The organism is Pseudomonas linyingensis, from assembly GCF_900109175.1.
GTDB classification, from domain to species: Bacteria; Pseudomonadota; Gammaproteobacteria; order Pseudomonadales; family Pseudomonadaceae; genus Geopseudomonas; species Geopseudomonas linyingensis.
Window position 1 is genome coordinate 1 of sequence record NZ_FNZE01000022.1, and the last position, 14905, is coordinate 14905.

The following is a 14905-nucleotide window of genomic DNA, read 5'->3' on the forward strand; positions in this document are numbered from 1 at the left end:
GAAACTCAAAGTCGCCATCGTCGGCTCCGGCAACATCGGCACCGACCTGATGATCAAGATCCTGCGCAACGGCAAGAACCTGGAAATGGGCGCCATGGTCGGCATCGACCCGGCCTCCGACGGCCTGGCGCGCGCCGCGCGCATGGGCGTGGCCACCACCCACGAAGGCGTCGAAGGCCTGACCCGCATGGACGTGTTCAAGGACATCGACTTCGTCTTCGACGCCACCAGCGCCGGTGCCCACGTCAAGAACGACGCCTTCCTGCGCTCGCTCAAGCCGAATATCCGCCTGATCGACCTGACCCCGGCGGCCATCGGCCCGTACTGCGTGCCGGTGGTGAACCTGGAAGAGCACCTGGATGCGCTGAACGTCAACATGGTCACCTGTGGCGGCCAGGCCACCATCCCGATGGTCGCCGCGGTGTCCCGCGTGGCCAGGGTGCACTACGCCGAGATCGTCGCCTCGATCGCCTCGAAATCCGCCGGTCCCGGCACCCGCGCCAACATCGACGAATTCACCGAGACCACCACCCAGGCCATCGAAGTGATCGGCGGCGCCGCCAAGGGCAAGGCGATCATCGTCATGAACCCGGCCGAGCCGCCGCTGATCATGCGCGACACCGTGTTCGTGCTCTCCGAAGCGGTCGACCAGGCCAAGGTCGAGGCCAGCGTCGAGGAAATGGCCCAGGCCGTGCAGGCCTACGTGCCGGGCTATCGCCTGAAGCAGAAGGTGCAGTTCGACGTCATTCCCGAGGACAAGCCGCTGACCATCCCGGGCCACGGCACCTTCTCCGGGCTGAAGACCTCGGTGTTCCTCGAAGTCGAAGGTGCCGCCCATTACCTGCCGGCCTACGCCGGCAACCTCGACATCATGACCTCCGCCGCGCTGGCTACCGCCGAGCGCATGGCGCTGTCGATGCTGTCCCAGCCGCAGCTGCAGAACGCGTAAGGAGCGCCGCCATGACCTTCAATCCCGGCAAGAAGCTGTACATCTCCGACGTCACCCTGCGCGACGGCAGCCACGCCGTGCGCCACCAGTACTCGATCCAGAACGTGCAGGACATCGCCCGCGCGCTGGACGAGGCCAAGGTCGACGCCATCGAAGTCACCCACGGCGACGGCCTGCAGGGCTCCTCCTTCAACTACGGCTTCGGCGCCCACACCGACCTGGAGTGGATCGAGGCCGCCGCCGACGTGATCAAGCACGCGCGGATCACCGTGCTGCTGCTGCCCGGCATCGGCACGGTGCACGACCTCAAGGCCGCCTACGATGCCGGCGCCCGTTCGGTGCGCATCGCCACCCACTGCACCGAAGCGGACGTGTCCAAGCAGCACATCGAGTACGCCCGTTCGCTCGGCATGGACACCGTCGGCTTCCTGATGATGAGCCACATGATCCCCGCCGAGCAGCTGGCCGCCCAAGGCAAGCTGATGGAGAGCTACGGCGCCCAGTGCATCTACATGGCCGACTCCGGCGGCGCGATGAACATGCAGGACATCCGCGACCGCATGCGCGCGTTCAAGGCCGTGCTCGACCCGGCCACCCAGACCGGCATGCACGCCCACCACAACCTCAGCCTCGGCGTGGCCAACTCGATCACCGCGGTGGAAGAGGGCTGCGACCGCATCGACGCCAGCCTGGCCGGCATGGGCGCCGGCGCCGGCAACGCGCCGCTGGAAGTGTTCATCGCCGCCGCCGAGCGCATGGGCTGGAACCACGGCACCGACCTCTATCGCCTGATGGACGCCGCCGACGACCTGGTGCGCCCGCTGCAGGACCGTCCGGTGCGCGTCGACCGCGAGACCCTCGGCCTCGGCTACGCCGGCGTGTATTCGAGCTTCCTGCGCCACGCCGAAGTGGCCGCCGAGAAGTACGGCCTGAAGACCCTGGATATCCTCGTCGAACTGGGCCGTCGCCGCATGGTCGGCGGCCAGGAAGACATGATCGTTGATGTGGCGCTGGACCTGCTGGCCGCCCGTAAGGAGCACAACTGATGAACCGTACCCTGACCCGCGAGCAGGTGCTGGCCCTGGCCGAGCACGTCGAAGGCGCCGAGCTGAATGTCCACGACATCAGCAAGGTGACCAACGACTTCCCGCAGATGACCTTCGCCGACGCCTACGACATCCAGTGGGAAATCCGTCGCCGCAAGGAAGCGCGCGGCAACAAGACCGTCGGCCTGAAGATGGGCCTGACCTCCTGGGCGAAGATGGCGCAGATGGGCGTGGAAACGCCGATCTACGGCTTCCTCTCCGACTACTTCAGCGTGCCGGACGGCGGCACCATCGACTGCTCCAAGCTGATCCACCCGAAGATCGAGGCGGAGATCTCGGTGGTCACCAAGGCGCCGCTGCGTGGCCCGGGCTGCCACATCGGCGACGTGATCGCCGCCGTCGACTACGTGATCCCCACCGTGGAAGTGATCGACTCGCGCTACGAGAACTTCAAGTTCGACCTGATCAGCGTGGTGGCCGACAACGCCTCGTCGACCCGCTACATCACCGGCGGTCAGATGGCCAACCTCGAAGACGTCGACCTGCGCACCCTCGGCGTGGTGATGGAGAAGAACGGCGAGGTGGTGGAAGTCGGCGCCGGCGCCGCGGTGCTCGGTCATCCGCTGTCCAGCGTGGCGATGCTGGCCAACCTGCTGGCCGAGCGCGGCGAGCACATCCCGGCCGGCACCTTCATCATGACCGGCGGCATCACCGCCGCGGTGTCGGTGGCGCCGGGCGACAACGTCACCGTGCGCTACCAGGGTCTGGGCAGCGTTTCCGCCCGTTTCGTCTGAGTCACCCCTTTTGCCCCGGCCATCGGCCGGGGCCTTTTTAGCGAGGAACCTGCACATGCCGATTGCCCATGTCCACATCATGGAAGGCCGCAGCGACGAGCAGAAGGAAGCGATGATCCGCGAGGTCAGCGAGGCGCTGGCGCGCACCCTCGACTCGCCGCTCGACCGCGTGCGGGTGCTGATCACCGAGCTGCCGAAGGACCACTGGGGCATCGCTGGCGAGCCGGCCAGCAAGCTCCGCAAGTAAGTCCCGCTGTCGGTGTCCGGACGCAGCACCCGCTGCGCCCGGCCACCGACTACCGCTGGCGGCCGGTACGCACCGACCGCCATGCCCGCCTCAGCGCGCCGCCTGGCCGCTGTACTTGGTCACCAGCTGGCACGCCTCCCTGAGCAGGCCGGCGCCGTTGGCGTAGCCCTTGCTCTCCACCTCGCTCACCCAGTCGCCGTCCAGGCTGCGCGCGGCGTCCATCCAGCGCTGCTGTTCCTCGGCGGCGAGGAAGTGGATCTCGTTGTTGCGCTCGCGGGCCCGCTGGCGGCCGGTTTCCACCACGCCGGTATCCCACAGGCGGCCGGCGCGCGCCGACAGGGCGCGACCGCTGTTGGCGTCGATGATCTGCCGCAGGTCGTCCGGCAGGCTGTCGTAGCGCGCCTTGTTCATCGCCACCACCAGCGCCGCGTGCATCAGCTTGGGCATGCCCTCGGCCATTTCGGTGTGGTACTTGACCCGTTCCTGCAGCTTGACCGAGGTGACCACGTCCCACGGTACCGCGGCGCCGTCGAGCAGGCCGCGGGCCAGCGCGGCGGGCACCGGATTGATCGGCATGGCCTGCGGCTGGCCGCCGAACAGCGCGATCAGCCGGCTCTGCACCGGATTGGCGGTGCGCAGCCTGAGGCCGGCGAAGTCGGCCATGCTGCGGATCGGCTGCTTGCGGGTATGCAGCAGCACGCTGTCGGTGAGGTGGGTGGCGAGCAGCTGGATGCCCTGGTACTCCTTCTGGCCATGGGCCTGGAGGAAGTCCCACATGGCCTGGCTGCTGGCCTCGGCGGAGCGGTTCATGAACGGCAGCTCGAAGGCGCTGGTCAGCGGGAAGCGGCCGCTGGTGTAGCCGGGCAGCGCCCAGACGATGTCCGCGGTGCCGTCGCGCACCTGGTCGACCAGCTGCGACGGCTTGCCGCCGAGCTGCATCGCCGGGAAGAAGTGGAAGCGGATGCGCCCGGCGGATTCGCGGCTGATCTTGTCGGCCCAGGGCTGCAGGAATTCGCGCTGGGTGACCGAATCGTGGGGCATGAAGTGGTGCACCTTGAGGGTGACGACCGCCGGTTGTGGGGTGGCGGCAGTGGCCGCCAGGCTGCTGCTCATGCACAGCGCCGCGAGAGTGGTACGCAGAAGTTTCACCGTGACTGTCCTTTTTCTTGTTGGGTCGAAGGTGCGAGTGCGGCCCGTCGCGGGCCGCAGCCTATGCTGGTGGGCGGGCGGGGTGGGGACAATCCGCTGCGGCGGCTTGTGTGCGGTAGGCGCACACAAAGTGCGGGAACCGCTTGTGGCCGATGGCGGGCAGCCGCGCAGGCGGGCGAGGCAGTAACATACGCGCCCCGTTTTGCCTGCCGGAGCGTTGCCGTGTCCCTGCCCAGTTCCTCCCCGTCCGCCGTTCGCCGCCCACGGCGCCTGCGCCGCTGGCTGGCCGCCCTGGCCGGGGTGCTGGTGCTCGGCGCGACCGGCGGCACGCTGTATCTCAACGACCAGCGCCCGCAGCGCGCCGGCGAGCTGACCTTGCCCGGCCTCGCCGCGCCGGTGGCGGTGCGCTTCGACGCCCAGGGCGTGCCGCACATCCGCGCCGAGAACGAGAGCGACCTGTACCGCGCGCTGGGCTACTTGCATGCCCAGGACCGCCTGTTCCAGATGGAGCTGCTGCGCCGCCTGGCGCGCGGCGAGCTGGCCGAGGTGCTCGGCGCCAAGCTGGTCGACACCGACCGCCTGTTCCGCAGCCTGCGCCTGGGCGAGCGGGCTGCCGCCATGGTGGCAGCCGAAGACAAGGCAGCGCCGGCCTGGCAGGGCCTGCAGGCCTACCTCGAAGGCATCAACCACTACCAGGCCAGCCGCCCGCTGCCGCTGGAGTTCGACCTGCTCGGCATCCAACCGCGGCCGTTCAGCGCCGAGGACACCTTCAGCGTGATCGGCTACATGGCCTACAGCTTCGCCGCGGCGTTGCGCACCGAGCCGGTGCTGACCCACATCCGCGACCGCCTCGGGGCCGACTACCTGGCCATCTTCGGCCTCGACGCCGCGGCGGCGGGGCAGGGCCACGGCCCGGCGCTGGCCGCCGCCGACTGGCGCGGCCTGCACGCCCTGGCCCAGCTGGCCGGTTCCGCGCCGGGGCGCGGCGGTCTCAGCCAGTTCGAGGGCAGCAACGCCTGGGCGCTCAGCGGCGCACGCACCGCCAGCGGCAAGCCGCTGCTGGCCGGCGACCCGCACATCCGCTTCAGCGTGCCGCAGGTGTGGTACAGCGCCCACCTGTCGGCGCCCGGCTTCGAGCTGTACGGCCAGCACCATGCGCTGATCCCCTTCGCCCTGCTCGGTCACAACCGCGACTTCGGCTGGAGCCTGACCATGTTCCAGAACGACGATCTCGACCTGATCGCCGAGCGGGTCAACCCGGCCGATCCCGAGCAGGTCTGGCACGCCGGGCAGTGGGAGACGCTGGAAAGCCGCACCGAGCGGATCGCCGTGAAGGACGCCGCGCCGGTCGCGCTGACCCTGCGCCGCTCGCCCCACGGCCCGCTGGTCAACGACGCCCTCGGCGCGCTGGCCGGGCCGACGCCGCTGGCGCTGCGCTGGGTGTTCCTCGAGTCGGCCAACCCGATCCTCGCCGCCTTCCACCAGCTCAATCGCGCCGACAGCCTGGCCAAGGCGCGCAGCGCGGCGGCCGGCATCGAGGCGCCGGGGCTGAACATCGTCTGGGCCTCGGCGGCCGGCGACATCGCCTGGTGGGCGGCGGGGCGCCTGCTCGAGCGCCCGGCCGGCGCCCATCCGTCCTTCGTTATCGACGGCGCCAGTGCCGCGGCGACGGCGCCCCGGCCGCTGCCGTTCGACGCCAACCCGCGCGAGGAAAACCCGCTGCGCGGCTACGTGCTGTCGGCCAACCAGGCGCCGGCCGGTTTCGCGGTGCCCGGCTACTACAACCCGGCGGAGCGCTACCAGCGCCTGCGCGAGCGCCTCGACAACGCCGACCGGCGCTGGGACGTGGAGAACAGCCAGGCCCTGCAGCTGGAGGGCGGCAACGACCTGCCGCGGCGCCTGCTGACGCCGCTGCTGGCCGAGCTGCGCGCCGCGGTGACGGCGGAGCAGCGCGCCCTGCTCGAGGAGCTGGCCGCCTGGGACGGCGAGCACCGCCTCGACTCGCGCGCCGCGGTGCTGTTCAACCAGCTGCTCTACCAGTTGGCCCGCGAGGCGCTGGCCGACGAACTGGGCGAGGAGTTCTTCGCCGCGCTGCTGGCCACCCGGGCGATCAACAGCGCGTTGCCGGAGCTGGCCGCCGATGCCGCGTCACCTTGGTGGGACGACCGCGCCACGCCCGGCCGCGAGACGCGCGCGGCGATCGTCGCGCGCGCCTGGCAGGCCAGCCTGAAGCATCTGCAGGTCGTGCTGGGCGCCGATCCGGCCGGCTGGCAGTGGGGCCGCGCGCATACCCTGACCTTCGAGCACCCGCTGGGCCGCGTCGAGCCGCTGGATCGCCTGCTCAACGTCGGCAGCTTCGCCGCGCCGGGCAGCCACGAGGTACCCAACAACCTCGCGCACAAGTTCGGCCCGGCGCCCTGGCCGGTGGTCTACGGCCCGTCGATCCGCCGCTTGGTCGACTTCGCCGCCCCCGAGCAGGCGCTGGGCAGCAGCCCGCTGGGGCAGAGCGGCGTGCCCTTCGATGCCCACTACGCCGACCAGGCCGCCGCCTACCTGCGCGGCGACTACCGGCCGCTGCACCTGGACGCAGCGACCATCGACGCCGAGGCGCGCGGGGTGCTGTGGTTGCGGCCGTAGGGGCGGGCCTTCCCTGGGTTGGCGGCGTCAGCGGCCGTTGAGCCGGGGCAGGCGCTCGGCCGTGGGCGGGTGGGTGGAAAGGTAGCTGGTCCAGTCGCTGTCCGGGTCCGCGCAGCGCTCCGCCTCGGGACAATTGCGCATGGCGGTCTCCAGGCGCAGCAGCATGTTTCCCAGGTGGGCCGCGTCGATGCCATGGCTCGCCAGCATGTCGGCGGCAAAGCGGTCGGCCTCGTGCTCGAAGCTGCGCGAATAGCCGAGCTGGGTCAGGATCAGCGGAATGCCCGCGATCAGCGACGATACCGAGGACACGTCGCCGGTCACCGTCATCGCCAGCAGGCCGAGCGCCGAGCCCTGCAGGACCTGGCGCAGGCCGTGACGCCGCTCGATGTGGCCGATCTCGTGGGCCAGCACCCCCAGCAGCTCCTCGTCGCGCTCGGCCAGCTTCACCAGCTGGTCGGTGAAGATCACCGTGCCCGAGGGCAGCGCAAAGGCATTGGCGCCCAGCTCGCGCGCCGCCTTGCGGAATTCGAGCTGAATCGCCAGGCCGCTGCTCGCCATCAGCGGCGCGAAGCGCCGGCGCAGGCGCGTCTGCTCCTCGACCGTCAGCTCGGAGGGAAACAGCACCTCGTCGTCGAGCAGCTCGAGCACGCCCGCGCCGATCTGCCGGCTGGCCGCCTCCGGCAGGGCGAAGGCGCTGGCCTCGGCCAGCGCCGGAATGCCGTAGCGCACGCCGCCCCAGGCGAAGGCGATGGTCGCCACCAGGCCGATCAGCACATAACGCAGGCTGGACTCCAGGCGATGGATCAGGCCGTAGTGCCTGCCCTGGCCGGCGAGCAGCCGGTCGACGCCGGCGTTGTCGGCGGTCTCGAAGGTGGCGCCGTCGGCCAGGCGCAGCATGCGCGGCGTGTTGCCGAGGCGCGAGCTGACGACGACTTCGCCGAGCGGCAGCGGCCCGGCCAGCAGGACGTCGCCGGCGGTCACCCGCAGGCAACCGTCGGCGACGACCAGCGTGGCGGCCACCGGCCGTGACGACGCTCCGCCGAACCAGATGCCGGCAAGCTCGTGCACAGCCGCTGTGCTCACAGGGCCAGACCCACGTCGAACATCTCGGCGAACTCGCCGCCGAGGGAGGAAACCTCCTGGCGCCGGGCGGCGATGAAGCCGTCGAGATCGTCGCCGGCCACCAGCGCCATGTGTTCGGCGGCATAGCGCGCGTTGCGCACCTTCGCCCACGGATAGAACAGGCCCAGGGTCAGCAGCATGCCGAGCATGTTCACCAGCATCAGCACGCTGTAGCTGCCCAGCTCGTACTGCGAAACCAGGTGGTTGTCGCCCAACGCCAGGTTGCCATAGACCAGGTTGGTGAACCTGACGTTGAAGAAGGCGAACAGCAGCAGATAGGTCACCGCGCCGATCGCCGACGCCAGGAGCGGACTCAGGCCGCTCAGCACGGCTACCAGCGCGCCGGCCGCGACGCCGATACCCAGCATCGCCAGGAAGATCATGTAGAACGGGCGGGCGCCGACGTCGAGCTGGAAGCACGAGGTGCCGTAGCGGCTGTTGCCGGCGATGAAGCGCTGCTGCTTGTGTATCGCCAGCGGCATCAGGATGCCCAGCGTCAGCGCGCCGAGCAGCGGCCACACCAGGAAGGCCATCGCCGCGCCGCCATAGCTGCCATCGAAGCCGAAGCGCACGCCGCGCCAGGCGCTGTTGCTGTTGCGAAAGCTCAGCCCGCGCACGATGATCCACGGCAGCGCGACGAGCAGCAGCAGGCCCATCACCGCGCCGAGCGCCATCGACAGCTCGCCGGCCACGGAATAGACCACCAGGCAGGCGAAGGCGATCAGGCGCCCCTTGAGGATCTTCACGGGGTCGGCCAGGTAGTCGAAGCTGCTGCCGTCGAGCTGGGTGTTGCCGTAGAAGTAGCGCTGCGTCCTCACCTTGGCCCAGGCCGAATAGATGCCGAGGGTGACGATGGAAAGCAGGATGTTGACGATCCAGATGCGGAAGAACTCGAAGCCTTCACCGCGAAACTCGAAGGCCAGCTCCCGTGGCGCGGCACTGGCGGCGGCCTTGCCCTGCGCGCTCACCCCCGCCGGCGGTGCGCCATCCCCCTGGCTGCGCGCGTTGTCGCCGCCAGCGTCCTGCCGGGCGAGCGGGACAGCCCGCGTGGCCGTCGTCGGCGGGTGCGCGGGCTGCTGTTGCGCGACTGGCGGCGGGGCTGGCTGGGCGAGCGCAGCCTCCACGCTGACGACGGCGCCGAGGCGCTGCAGGGCCTCGCGATAGCGCACGGCCTCCGCATGGCCCAGCCCCTGCTTCAGCACCGTGCGGGGCTGGGTGAACAGCTGTTCCACGCGCTCCGCGTTCAGCCCCAGCAGGCGGGCGAAGCTCGCCTGCACCTGCGCCCTGCTGAAGTCCTCGAGCACCTCGCCCCGGAACACCACCGCATACACTGCATCCGTCATCGACACTTCTCCCTGGGGTCCATATCCCCTGTCGCGCATCAAGTCCCTGAGGGCTGGCAATCCGGCCCGCCGTCGGTCCGGGGGCAAGCCCCCGCAAAACCGGCCAGCTTCCCTGCAGGCATTCATTCCGCGCCGCTGCGGCCACGCCTTGCGGGCAGCGCGCAGACAGCGTCGAGCATCATAGAGGCAATGGCGGCGCCCTCCAATCACCGGCGCATGCCGCCAGCGTTGCCCTGCGTTGCATGGCCATCCGCCTTTCTGCATGGTTCGCGGGCTTACGGGTGATAATGCGGTGATTGTCATCCACGCAATGAAGGAGCCCTGCGCCAGTGATGTTCGAGATCAAGCCGATGAACCCCGAAATCTACCGCCGGCAGACGCGCCGCAGCACCCTGATCGTGCTGCTGGTCTTCGCGCCGCTGGCCATGCTGCTGGCCGGCCTCGCCGTGCTGCTGTTCGGCGAACCCGGAGGCGACAATTTCCGCTGGAGTCTGGGCGGCGTGATTGCCGGCGTGCTGCTGACCGTGCTGCTGGTGCGCAAGGTGTTCTGGGCGCAGCCGTGGATGGCCGCGGCGGTCTATGGCTGGCAGCTCAAGCGCAGCCTGATGAGCGTCACCAACGTCATGCATCACGTCAAAGCCGGCGTGGCGGCCCGCGATCCGGTGGCCATGCAGCTGCTGCGCTTCTATCACCTGGGGCTGACCCAGATGCACCAGCTGGACGGCAACTCCAGCGCCCTCAGCCAGATGGTGCGCGAGATCGACGAGCACAGGGTGGCCATGGAGGCGCTGGGCATGGACACCGACCAGCCGCGCCTGGATCCGGCCTGGCTGGAGGCGGTGAAGCAGCTCGGCGCTAGCTGACCGCCAGGCTCCGCCAGACCGCCCGCTGCTGCCAGTCCTGCAGCCAGACGGGCAGTTGCTCCGCCGGCATCGGCCGGGCGATGCCGTAGCCCTGGGCGAGCCGGCAGCCGAGGCGCTGCAGGGCCTGGCCATGCTCGAGGGTTTCCACGCCCTCGGCGATGACGTGGCGGTTGAAGGCGGCGGCCAGGCGGATCACGCCGTCGACGATGGCGCGGTCGTCGGGGTCGACCAGCATGTCGCGCACGAAGCTCTGGTCGATCTTCAGGGTGTCCACCGGCAGCTTGCGCAGGTAGGTGAGCGAGGAGTAGCCGGTACCGAAGTCGTCGAGGGCGAAGCGGATGCCCAGCTGCGCGCAGCGCTGCATGACCGCGATGGCGCGCGGCATGTCGGCGATTGCCGCGGTTTCGAGGATCTCCAGTTCCAGCCGCGCGCGGGGAATCCCGGGGTAGCGGCACAGCAGGCGGTCCAGGCTGTCGACGAAGTCGGCGTGCATCAGTTGGTGGGCGCTGATGTTGACGCTCACGTCGATCTGCAGCCCGCTGCTCAGCCACTGGTCGAGCTGGGCCAGTGCCGTGTCCAGTACCCATTCGCCCAGCGCCCGCTCCATGGCCTCGACGCTCGCGATGTAGGGGAGGAATTCGCCCGGCGGGACCAGGCCCCGTCCGGGGTCCTGCCAGCGGATCAGCGCCTCGACCCCGAACACTCGGCCGTCGGCCAGGTCGACCTTGGGCTGGTAGTGCAGTACGAACTCGCCCCGCTCGAAGGCGATGCGCAGCTGCTCCAGGTGCAGGCGGTGGCCCTGGGCCTTGCGGTGGCTTTCCGGGTCGAACAGGTGATAGCAGTTCTTGCCGGCTTCCTTGGCCAGGAACATGGCCTGGTCGGCATGGCGCAGCAGGGTGTCGCCGTCGACGTTGTCGTCGGGATACAGGCTGACGCCGATGCTGGCCGAGGTGCGCAGGGGCGTACCGGCGACCACCACCGGTGTGCCGATGGCGGCCTGCACGCGGGCGAGGATGTTCGAGCAGTCTTCCGGGGAGTTGATATTGGCCAGCAGCAGGGCGAACTCGTCGCCGCCGAGGCGGGCCAGGGTGTCGCCGGTGCGCAGGACCGTCTTGAGGTTGTTGGCCACGGCGCGCAACAGGGCATCCCCGGCGCTGTGACCGTGCTGTTCGTTGACCTGCCGGAAGCCGTCGAGGTCGAGCATGCAGACCGCCAGCGACTGGGTGGTGCGTGCGCAACGGGCAATCGCCTGCTCCAGTCGGTCGGCCAGCAGGCGACGGTTGGGGGTGCCGGTCAGCGGGTCGTAGTGCGCCACCCGGTCGAGTTCCGCCTGGTGGTTCTTCAGCTGGCTGATATCCGAGAACAGCCCGATGTAGTGCTGCACGGTGTCGCCATCGCGCACGGAGGAGAGCGACAGCAACTGCGTATAGCGCTCGCCGTTCTTGCGCCGGCTGCACACCTCGCCGCTCCAGAAGCCCTGCTCCTGCAGGACGGTCCACGGCGTGGTGTCGAGGTCGGCGTCGGGCTCCTCGGCATCCAGCCACAACGGCGGCTGGCCGAGCGCTTCGGCCGCGCTGTAGCCGGTGATGCGCACGAAGGCCGGGTTGACGCGCACGATCCGCCGTGCGGTGTCGAGCACCATGATGGCTTCGTAGCTGGACTCGAAGACCGTCGCCGCCTCCTGCTGCGCCAGCTCGATGCTCTTGCGCTCGGTGATGTCGCGGGCGATGCCGAACAGCCCGGAGACGGCGCCGGACTCGTCGAGCAGCGCTCCCTTGCTGACCGAGAACACCAGCTGGCGTCCCTGTTCGGTCTCCGCTTGTTCGTCGCAGGTCCGCGGCTGCCCCGTGCGGATCACCTCCTCGTCGTGGCGGGCGATCAGCTCGGCGGTCGCTGCGGAGAACAGTTGGCGGTCGGACTTGCCGATGAACTCGTCGAGCGAGCGGCCGACGAAGTCGGCGGCGGCCTGGTTGGCCAGCACGTAGCGTCCATCGCGGTCCTTGACGAAGATGGCGTCCGAGGTGCCCGAGACGATCGCGTCGAGCAGCCGGCGGTTGAAATCCAGCCCTTCGCGTGCCCGTTTCAGCAGCTCGATGATGACGCTGAGGGCGGCGCCGGTCAGGACGAAGAAGTACAGCTGCAGGCGCTCGGCCTGCGAGTCGACGGCCAGTTCGCCGGCGGGCGCGAGGAACAGCAGGGCAACGCCGAGGGCAGCGCCCAGGGTGGCCAGCAGGCCGGGCAGCAGGCCGCCGAGCAGCGCGCTCAGGGCCACTGGCAGGATGAACAGGATCAGCAGCGGGCGGCCGTCGAGCACCCCGCTCAGGCTCTGCCGCAGCCCCAGCGTGGCCAGGGTGATGGCTAGCGCGAACAGGCAGACGAAGCAGCCTCGCCTGCGCCCCGGCAGGCTGCGCAGGGTCAGGCGGTCGAGCAGACTGGCGGTGCCCTCGGCCTGGGGCGGCGGCACGGCGCGCAGGGCGAAGTACAGCAGGGTGGAGGTGGCCAGCACGAACAGGCCGCCCTTCCAGCTCGAGGCGCGCAGGATGGCGTCCCGGTCGGCGAACAGGGCCAGCAGGTTGTCGGAGAGGAATATCCAGCCGAGCGCGAGCAGGCAATAGGTCAGTGTCACCAGACGAATGAACGGCGTGCGCGACAGCTTGACCATAGGGAGCCCCCTTCCTCTTTCGGGCGATGGTGCCATACCGCCGTGTCGGCCTGCATGCACAGAATGCAGGGCCTTTCCCCCTGCGGCTACTGTAGGCGCACCGCCAGCTTGGCCACGTGCTCGCCCTGGAAGCGCGCCAGGGCCAGCTCCTTGGCGCTGGGCTGGCGCGAGCCGTCGGCGCCGGCTATGGTCGCCGCGCCGTAGGGCGAGCCGGCGCGCAGCTCACTGATGTCGCTCAGCTCCGGGGCGCTGTAGGGCAGGCCGACGATGACCATGCCCTGGTGGGCGAGAGTGTGCCAGAACGAGGTGATGGTGGTTTCCCCGCCGCCGCCGGTGCCGGTGGAGGTGAACACGCTGCCGAGCTTGCCGATCAGCGCGCCCTTGACCCACAGGCCGCCGGTCTGGTCGAGGAAGGTGCGCATCTGCGCGGCCATGTTGCCGAAACGGGTCGGCGTACCGAACAGGATGGCGTCGTAGTCGGCCAGCTCCTGCGGCGTGGCCACCGGCGCCTTCTGGTCGAGCTTGGCGCCGGCCTGGCGCGCCACGTCCTCGGGCATGGTCTCCGGCACGCGCTTGAGGGTCACCTCGACCCCCGGCACGCTGGCGGCGCCGGCCGCCACCGCCTCGGCCATCCGTTCGATATGCCCGTACATCGAGTAGTACAGCACCAGAACCTTTTTCATCGACCCGATTCCACAGAGAAATGTGCCCGTTCAGCCTAGCAGTCGCTGCGGCGCCTGGCGCACCCGCGGGTGGGTGACCCTGGCCACTGCGGACCGCTATCATCCGTCGCCTGATCCGGGGGAGATTCAACATGCTCAACGGCCTGTGGCTGGGGTTTTTCGTCGTCGCGGCCATCGCCGCCTGCAGTCGCTGGCTGATCGGCGACGATGCCGGGGTGTTCGCCGCCATGGTCGAGAGCCTGTTCGCCATGGCCAGGCTGTCGGTCGAGGTGATGGTGGTGCTGTTCGGCACCCTGACCCTGTGGCTGGGTTTCCTGCGCATCGCCGAGCGCGCCGGGCTGGTCGAGCGCCTCGCGGTGCTGCTGGCGCCGCTGTTCCGCCGGCTGATGCCGGAGGTGCCGTCCGGGCATCCGGCGCTGGGGCTGATCACCCTCAACTTCACCGCCAACGGCCTGGGCCTCGACAACGCCGCCACGCCCATCGGCCTCAAGGCGATGCGCGCGCTGCAGGAACTCAACCCCAGCCAGACCACGGCGAGCAACGCGCAGATCCTCTTCCTGGTGCTCAACGCCTCGTCGCTGACCCTGCTGCCGGTGTCGATCTTCATGTACCGGGTGCAGCAGGGCGCGCCCGATCCGACCCTGGTGTTCCTGCCGATCCTGCTGGCGACCAGCGCCTCGAGCCTGGTCGGCCTGCTGTCGGTGGCCTTCATGCAGCGCCTGCGCCTGCACGATCCGGTGGTGCTGGCCTGGCTCGGCTGTACGGCATTGCTGCTGGGCGCCTTCATGGCCTTCCTCGCCGGGCTGTCGGCCAGCGCGCTGGCGGCGCTGTCGTCGCTGCTCGGCAACCTGACGCTGTTCGGCCTGATCCTCGCCTTCCTGCTGTGCGGCGCGTTCAAGCGCGTGCCGGTCTACGAGGCGTTCGTCGAGGGTGCCAAGGAAGGTTTCGAGGTGGCCAAGAGCCTGCTGCCCTACCTGGTCGCCATGCTCTGCGCGGTGGGCGTGCTGCGCGCCTCCGGAGCGCTGGAGTTCGGACTCGACGGCATCCGCTGGCTGATCGAGGCGCTCGGCTGGGACACGCGCTTCGTCGACGCCCTGCCCACCGCGCTGGTCAAGCCGTTCTCCGGCAGCGCGGCGCGGGCGATGCTGATCGAGACCATGCAGAGCCACGGCGTCGACAGCTTCCCGGCGCTGGTCGCCGCGACCATGCAGGGCAGCACCGAGACCACCTTCTACGTGCTGGCGGTGTACTTCGGCGCCGTCGGCATCCAGCGCGCCCGCCACGCGGTGGGCTGCGCGTTGCTCGCCGATCTGGCCGGCGTGCTGGCGTCGATCGGAGTGTGCTACTGGTTCTTTGGTTGAGGGCTGACGACAGCCGGCAGCTTGGCACCTGCCGGGCTGCGTGATAGAG

General features: G+C 69.7%; 12 protein-coding genes. 7 read left to right on the forward strand and 5 right to left on the reverse strand.

Features of this window, described 5'->3' with window-relative positions; all coding sequences use genetic code 11:
- The 4 genes from BMZ19_RS19890 to BMZ19_RS19905 all read left to right on the forward strand — a co-directional run.
- The coding region (locus BMZ19_RS19890) for an acetaldehyde dehydrogenase (acetylating) (RefSeq protein WP_139214717.1) at window positions 1-949 on the forward strand (949 nt) is incomplete at its 5' end.
- A gap of 11 nt (window positions 950-960) precedes the next feature.
- A complete protein-coding gene (dmpG, locus tag BMZ19_RS19895) occupies window positions 961-1995 on the forward strand; it encodes a 4-hydroxy-2-oxovalerate aldolase (RefSeq protein WP_090313326.1) in 1035 nt (344 codons plus the stop codon).
- Entirely contained in the window at window positions 1995-2789 is a 795-nt protein-coding gene (dmpH, locus tag BMZ19_RS19900) for a 2-oxo-3-hexenedioate decarboxylase (RefSeq protein WP_090313327.1), read from the forward strand. Before dmpG ends, dmpH begins: the two co-directional genes overlap by 1 nt.
- 10 nt (window positions 2790-2799) lie before the next feature.
- Window positions 2800-3036, forward strand: coding sequence for a 4-oxalocrotonate tautomerase (locus tag BMZ19_RS19905; RefSeq protein ID WP_483153917.1), 237 nt, complete (start codon window positions 2800-2802; stop codon window positions 3034-3036).
- A gap of 90 nt (window positions 3037-3126) precedes the next feature.
- On the opposite strand, the gene BMZ19_RS19910 is transcribed toward BMZ19_RS19905, so the two are convergent.
- Window positions 3127-4185 carry a TRAP transporter substrate-binding protein gene (locus tag BMZ19_RS19910; RefSeq protein WP_244517290.1) on the reverse strand — a complete coding sequence of 353 codons (1059 nt, stop codon included), beginning with the start codon at window positions 4183-4185 and terminating at the stop codon, window positions 3127-3129.
- Window positions 4186-4455: 270 nt separating this feature from the next.
- Here BMZ19_RS19910 and BMZ19_RS19915 point away from each other — a divergent pair, with 270 nt between their 5' ends.
- A complete protein-coding gene (locus tag BMZ19_RS19915; protein WP_244517292.1) occupies window positions 4456-6822 on the forward strand; it encodes a penicillin acylase family protein in 2367 nt (788 codons plus the stop codon).
- A gap of 27 nt (window positions 6823-6849) precedes the next feature.
- Here BMZ19_RS19915 and BMZ19_RS19920 read toward each other — a convergent pair whose 3' ends face one another.
- Window positions 6850-7890, reverse strand: coding sequence for a M48 family metallopeptidase (locus BMZ19_RS19920; protein WP_212633258.1), 1041 nt, complete (start codon window positions 7888-7890; stop codon window positions 6850-6852).
- A gap of 11 nt (window positions 7891-7901) precedes the next feature.
- Entirely contained in the window at window positions 7902-9287 is a 1386-nt protein-coding gene (locus tag BMZ19_RS19925) for a YjgN family protein (protein WP_090313332.1), read from the reverse strand.
- 332 nt (window positions 9288-9619) lie between these two features.
- On the opposite strand from BMZ19_RS19925, the gene BMZ19_RS19930 reads away from it, so the two are divergent.
- Entirely contained in the window at window positions 9620-10150 is a 531-nt protein-coding gene (locus BMZ19_RS19930) for a DUF3087 domain-containing protein (RefSeq protein WP_090313333.1), read from the forward strand.
- Here BMZ19_RS19930 and BMZ19_RS19935 read toward each other — a convergent pair.
- Window positions 10143-12812 carry a putative bifunctional diguanylate cyclase/phosphodiesterase gene (locus BMZ19_RS19935; protein WP_090313334.1) on the reverse strand — a complete coding sequence of 890 codons (2670 nt, stop codon included), beginning with the start codon at window positions 12810-12812 and terminating at the stop codon, window positions 10143-10145. The genes BMZ19_RS19930 and BMZ19_RS19935 overlap by 8 nt on opposite strands.
- 86 nt (window positions 12813-12898) lie before the next feature.
- Window positions 12899-13495, reverse strand: a complete 597-nt coding sequence (gene wrbA, locus BMZ19_RS19940; RefSeq protein ID WP_090313335.1) for an NAD(P)H:quinone oxidoreductase — start codon at window positions 13493-13495, stop codon at window positions 12899-12901.
- Between the two features lie 131 nt (window positions 13496-13626).
- Here wrbA and BMZ19_RS19945 point away from each other — a divergent pair, with 131 nt between their 5' ends.
- Window positions 13627-14856, forward strand: a complete 1230-nt coding sequence (locus tag BMZ19_RS19945) for a nucleoside recognition domain-containing protein (RefSeq protein ID WP_090313336.1) — start codon at window positions 13627-13629, stop codon at window positions 14854-14856.
- Window positions 14857-14905 lie beyond the last annotated feature (49 nt).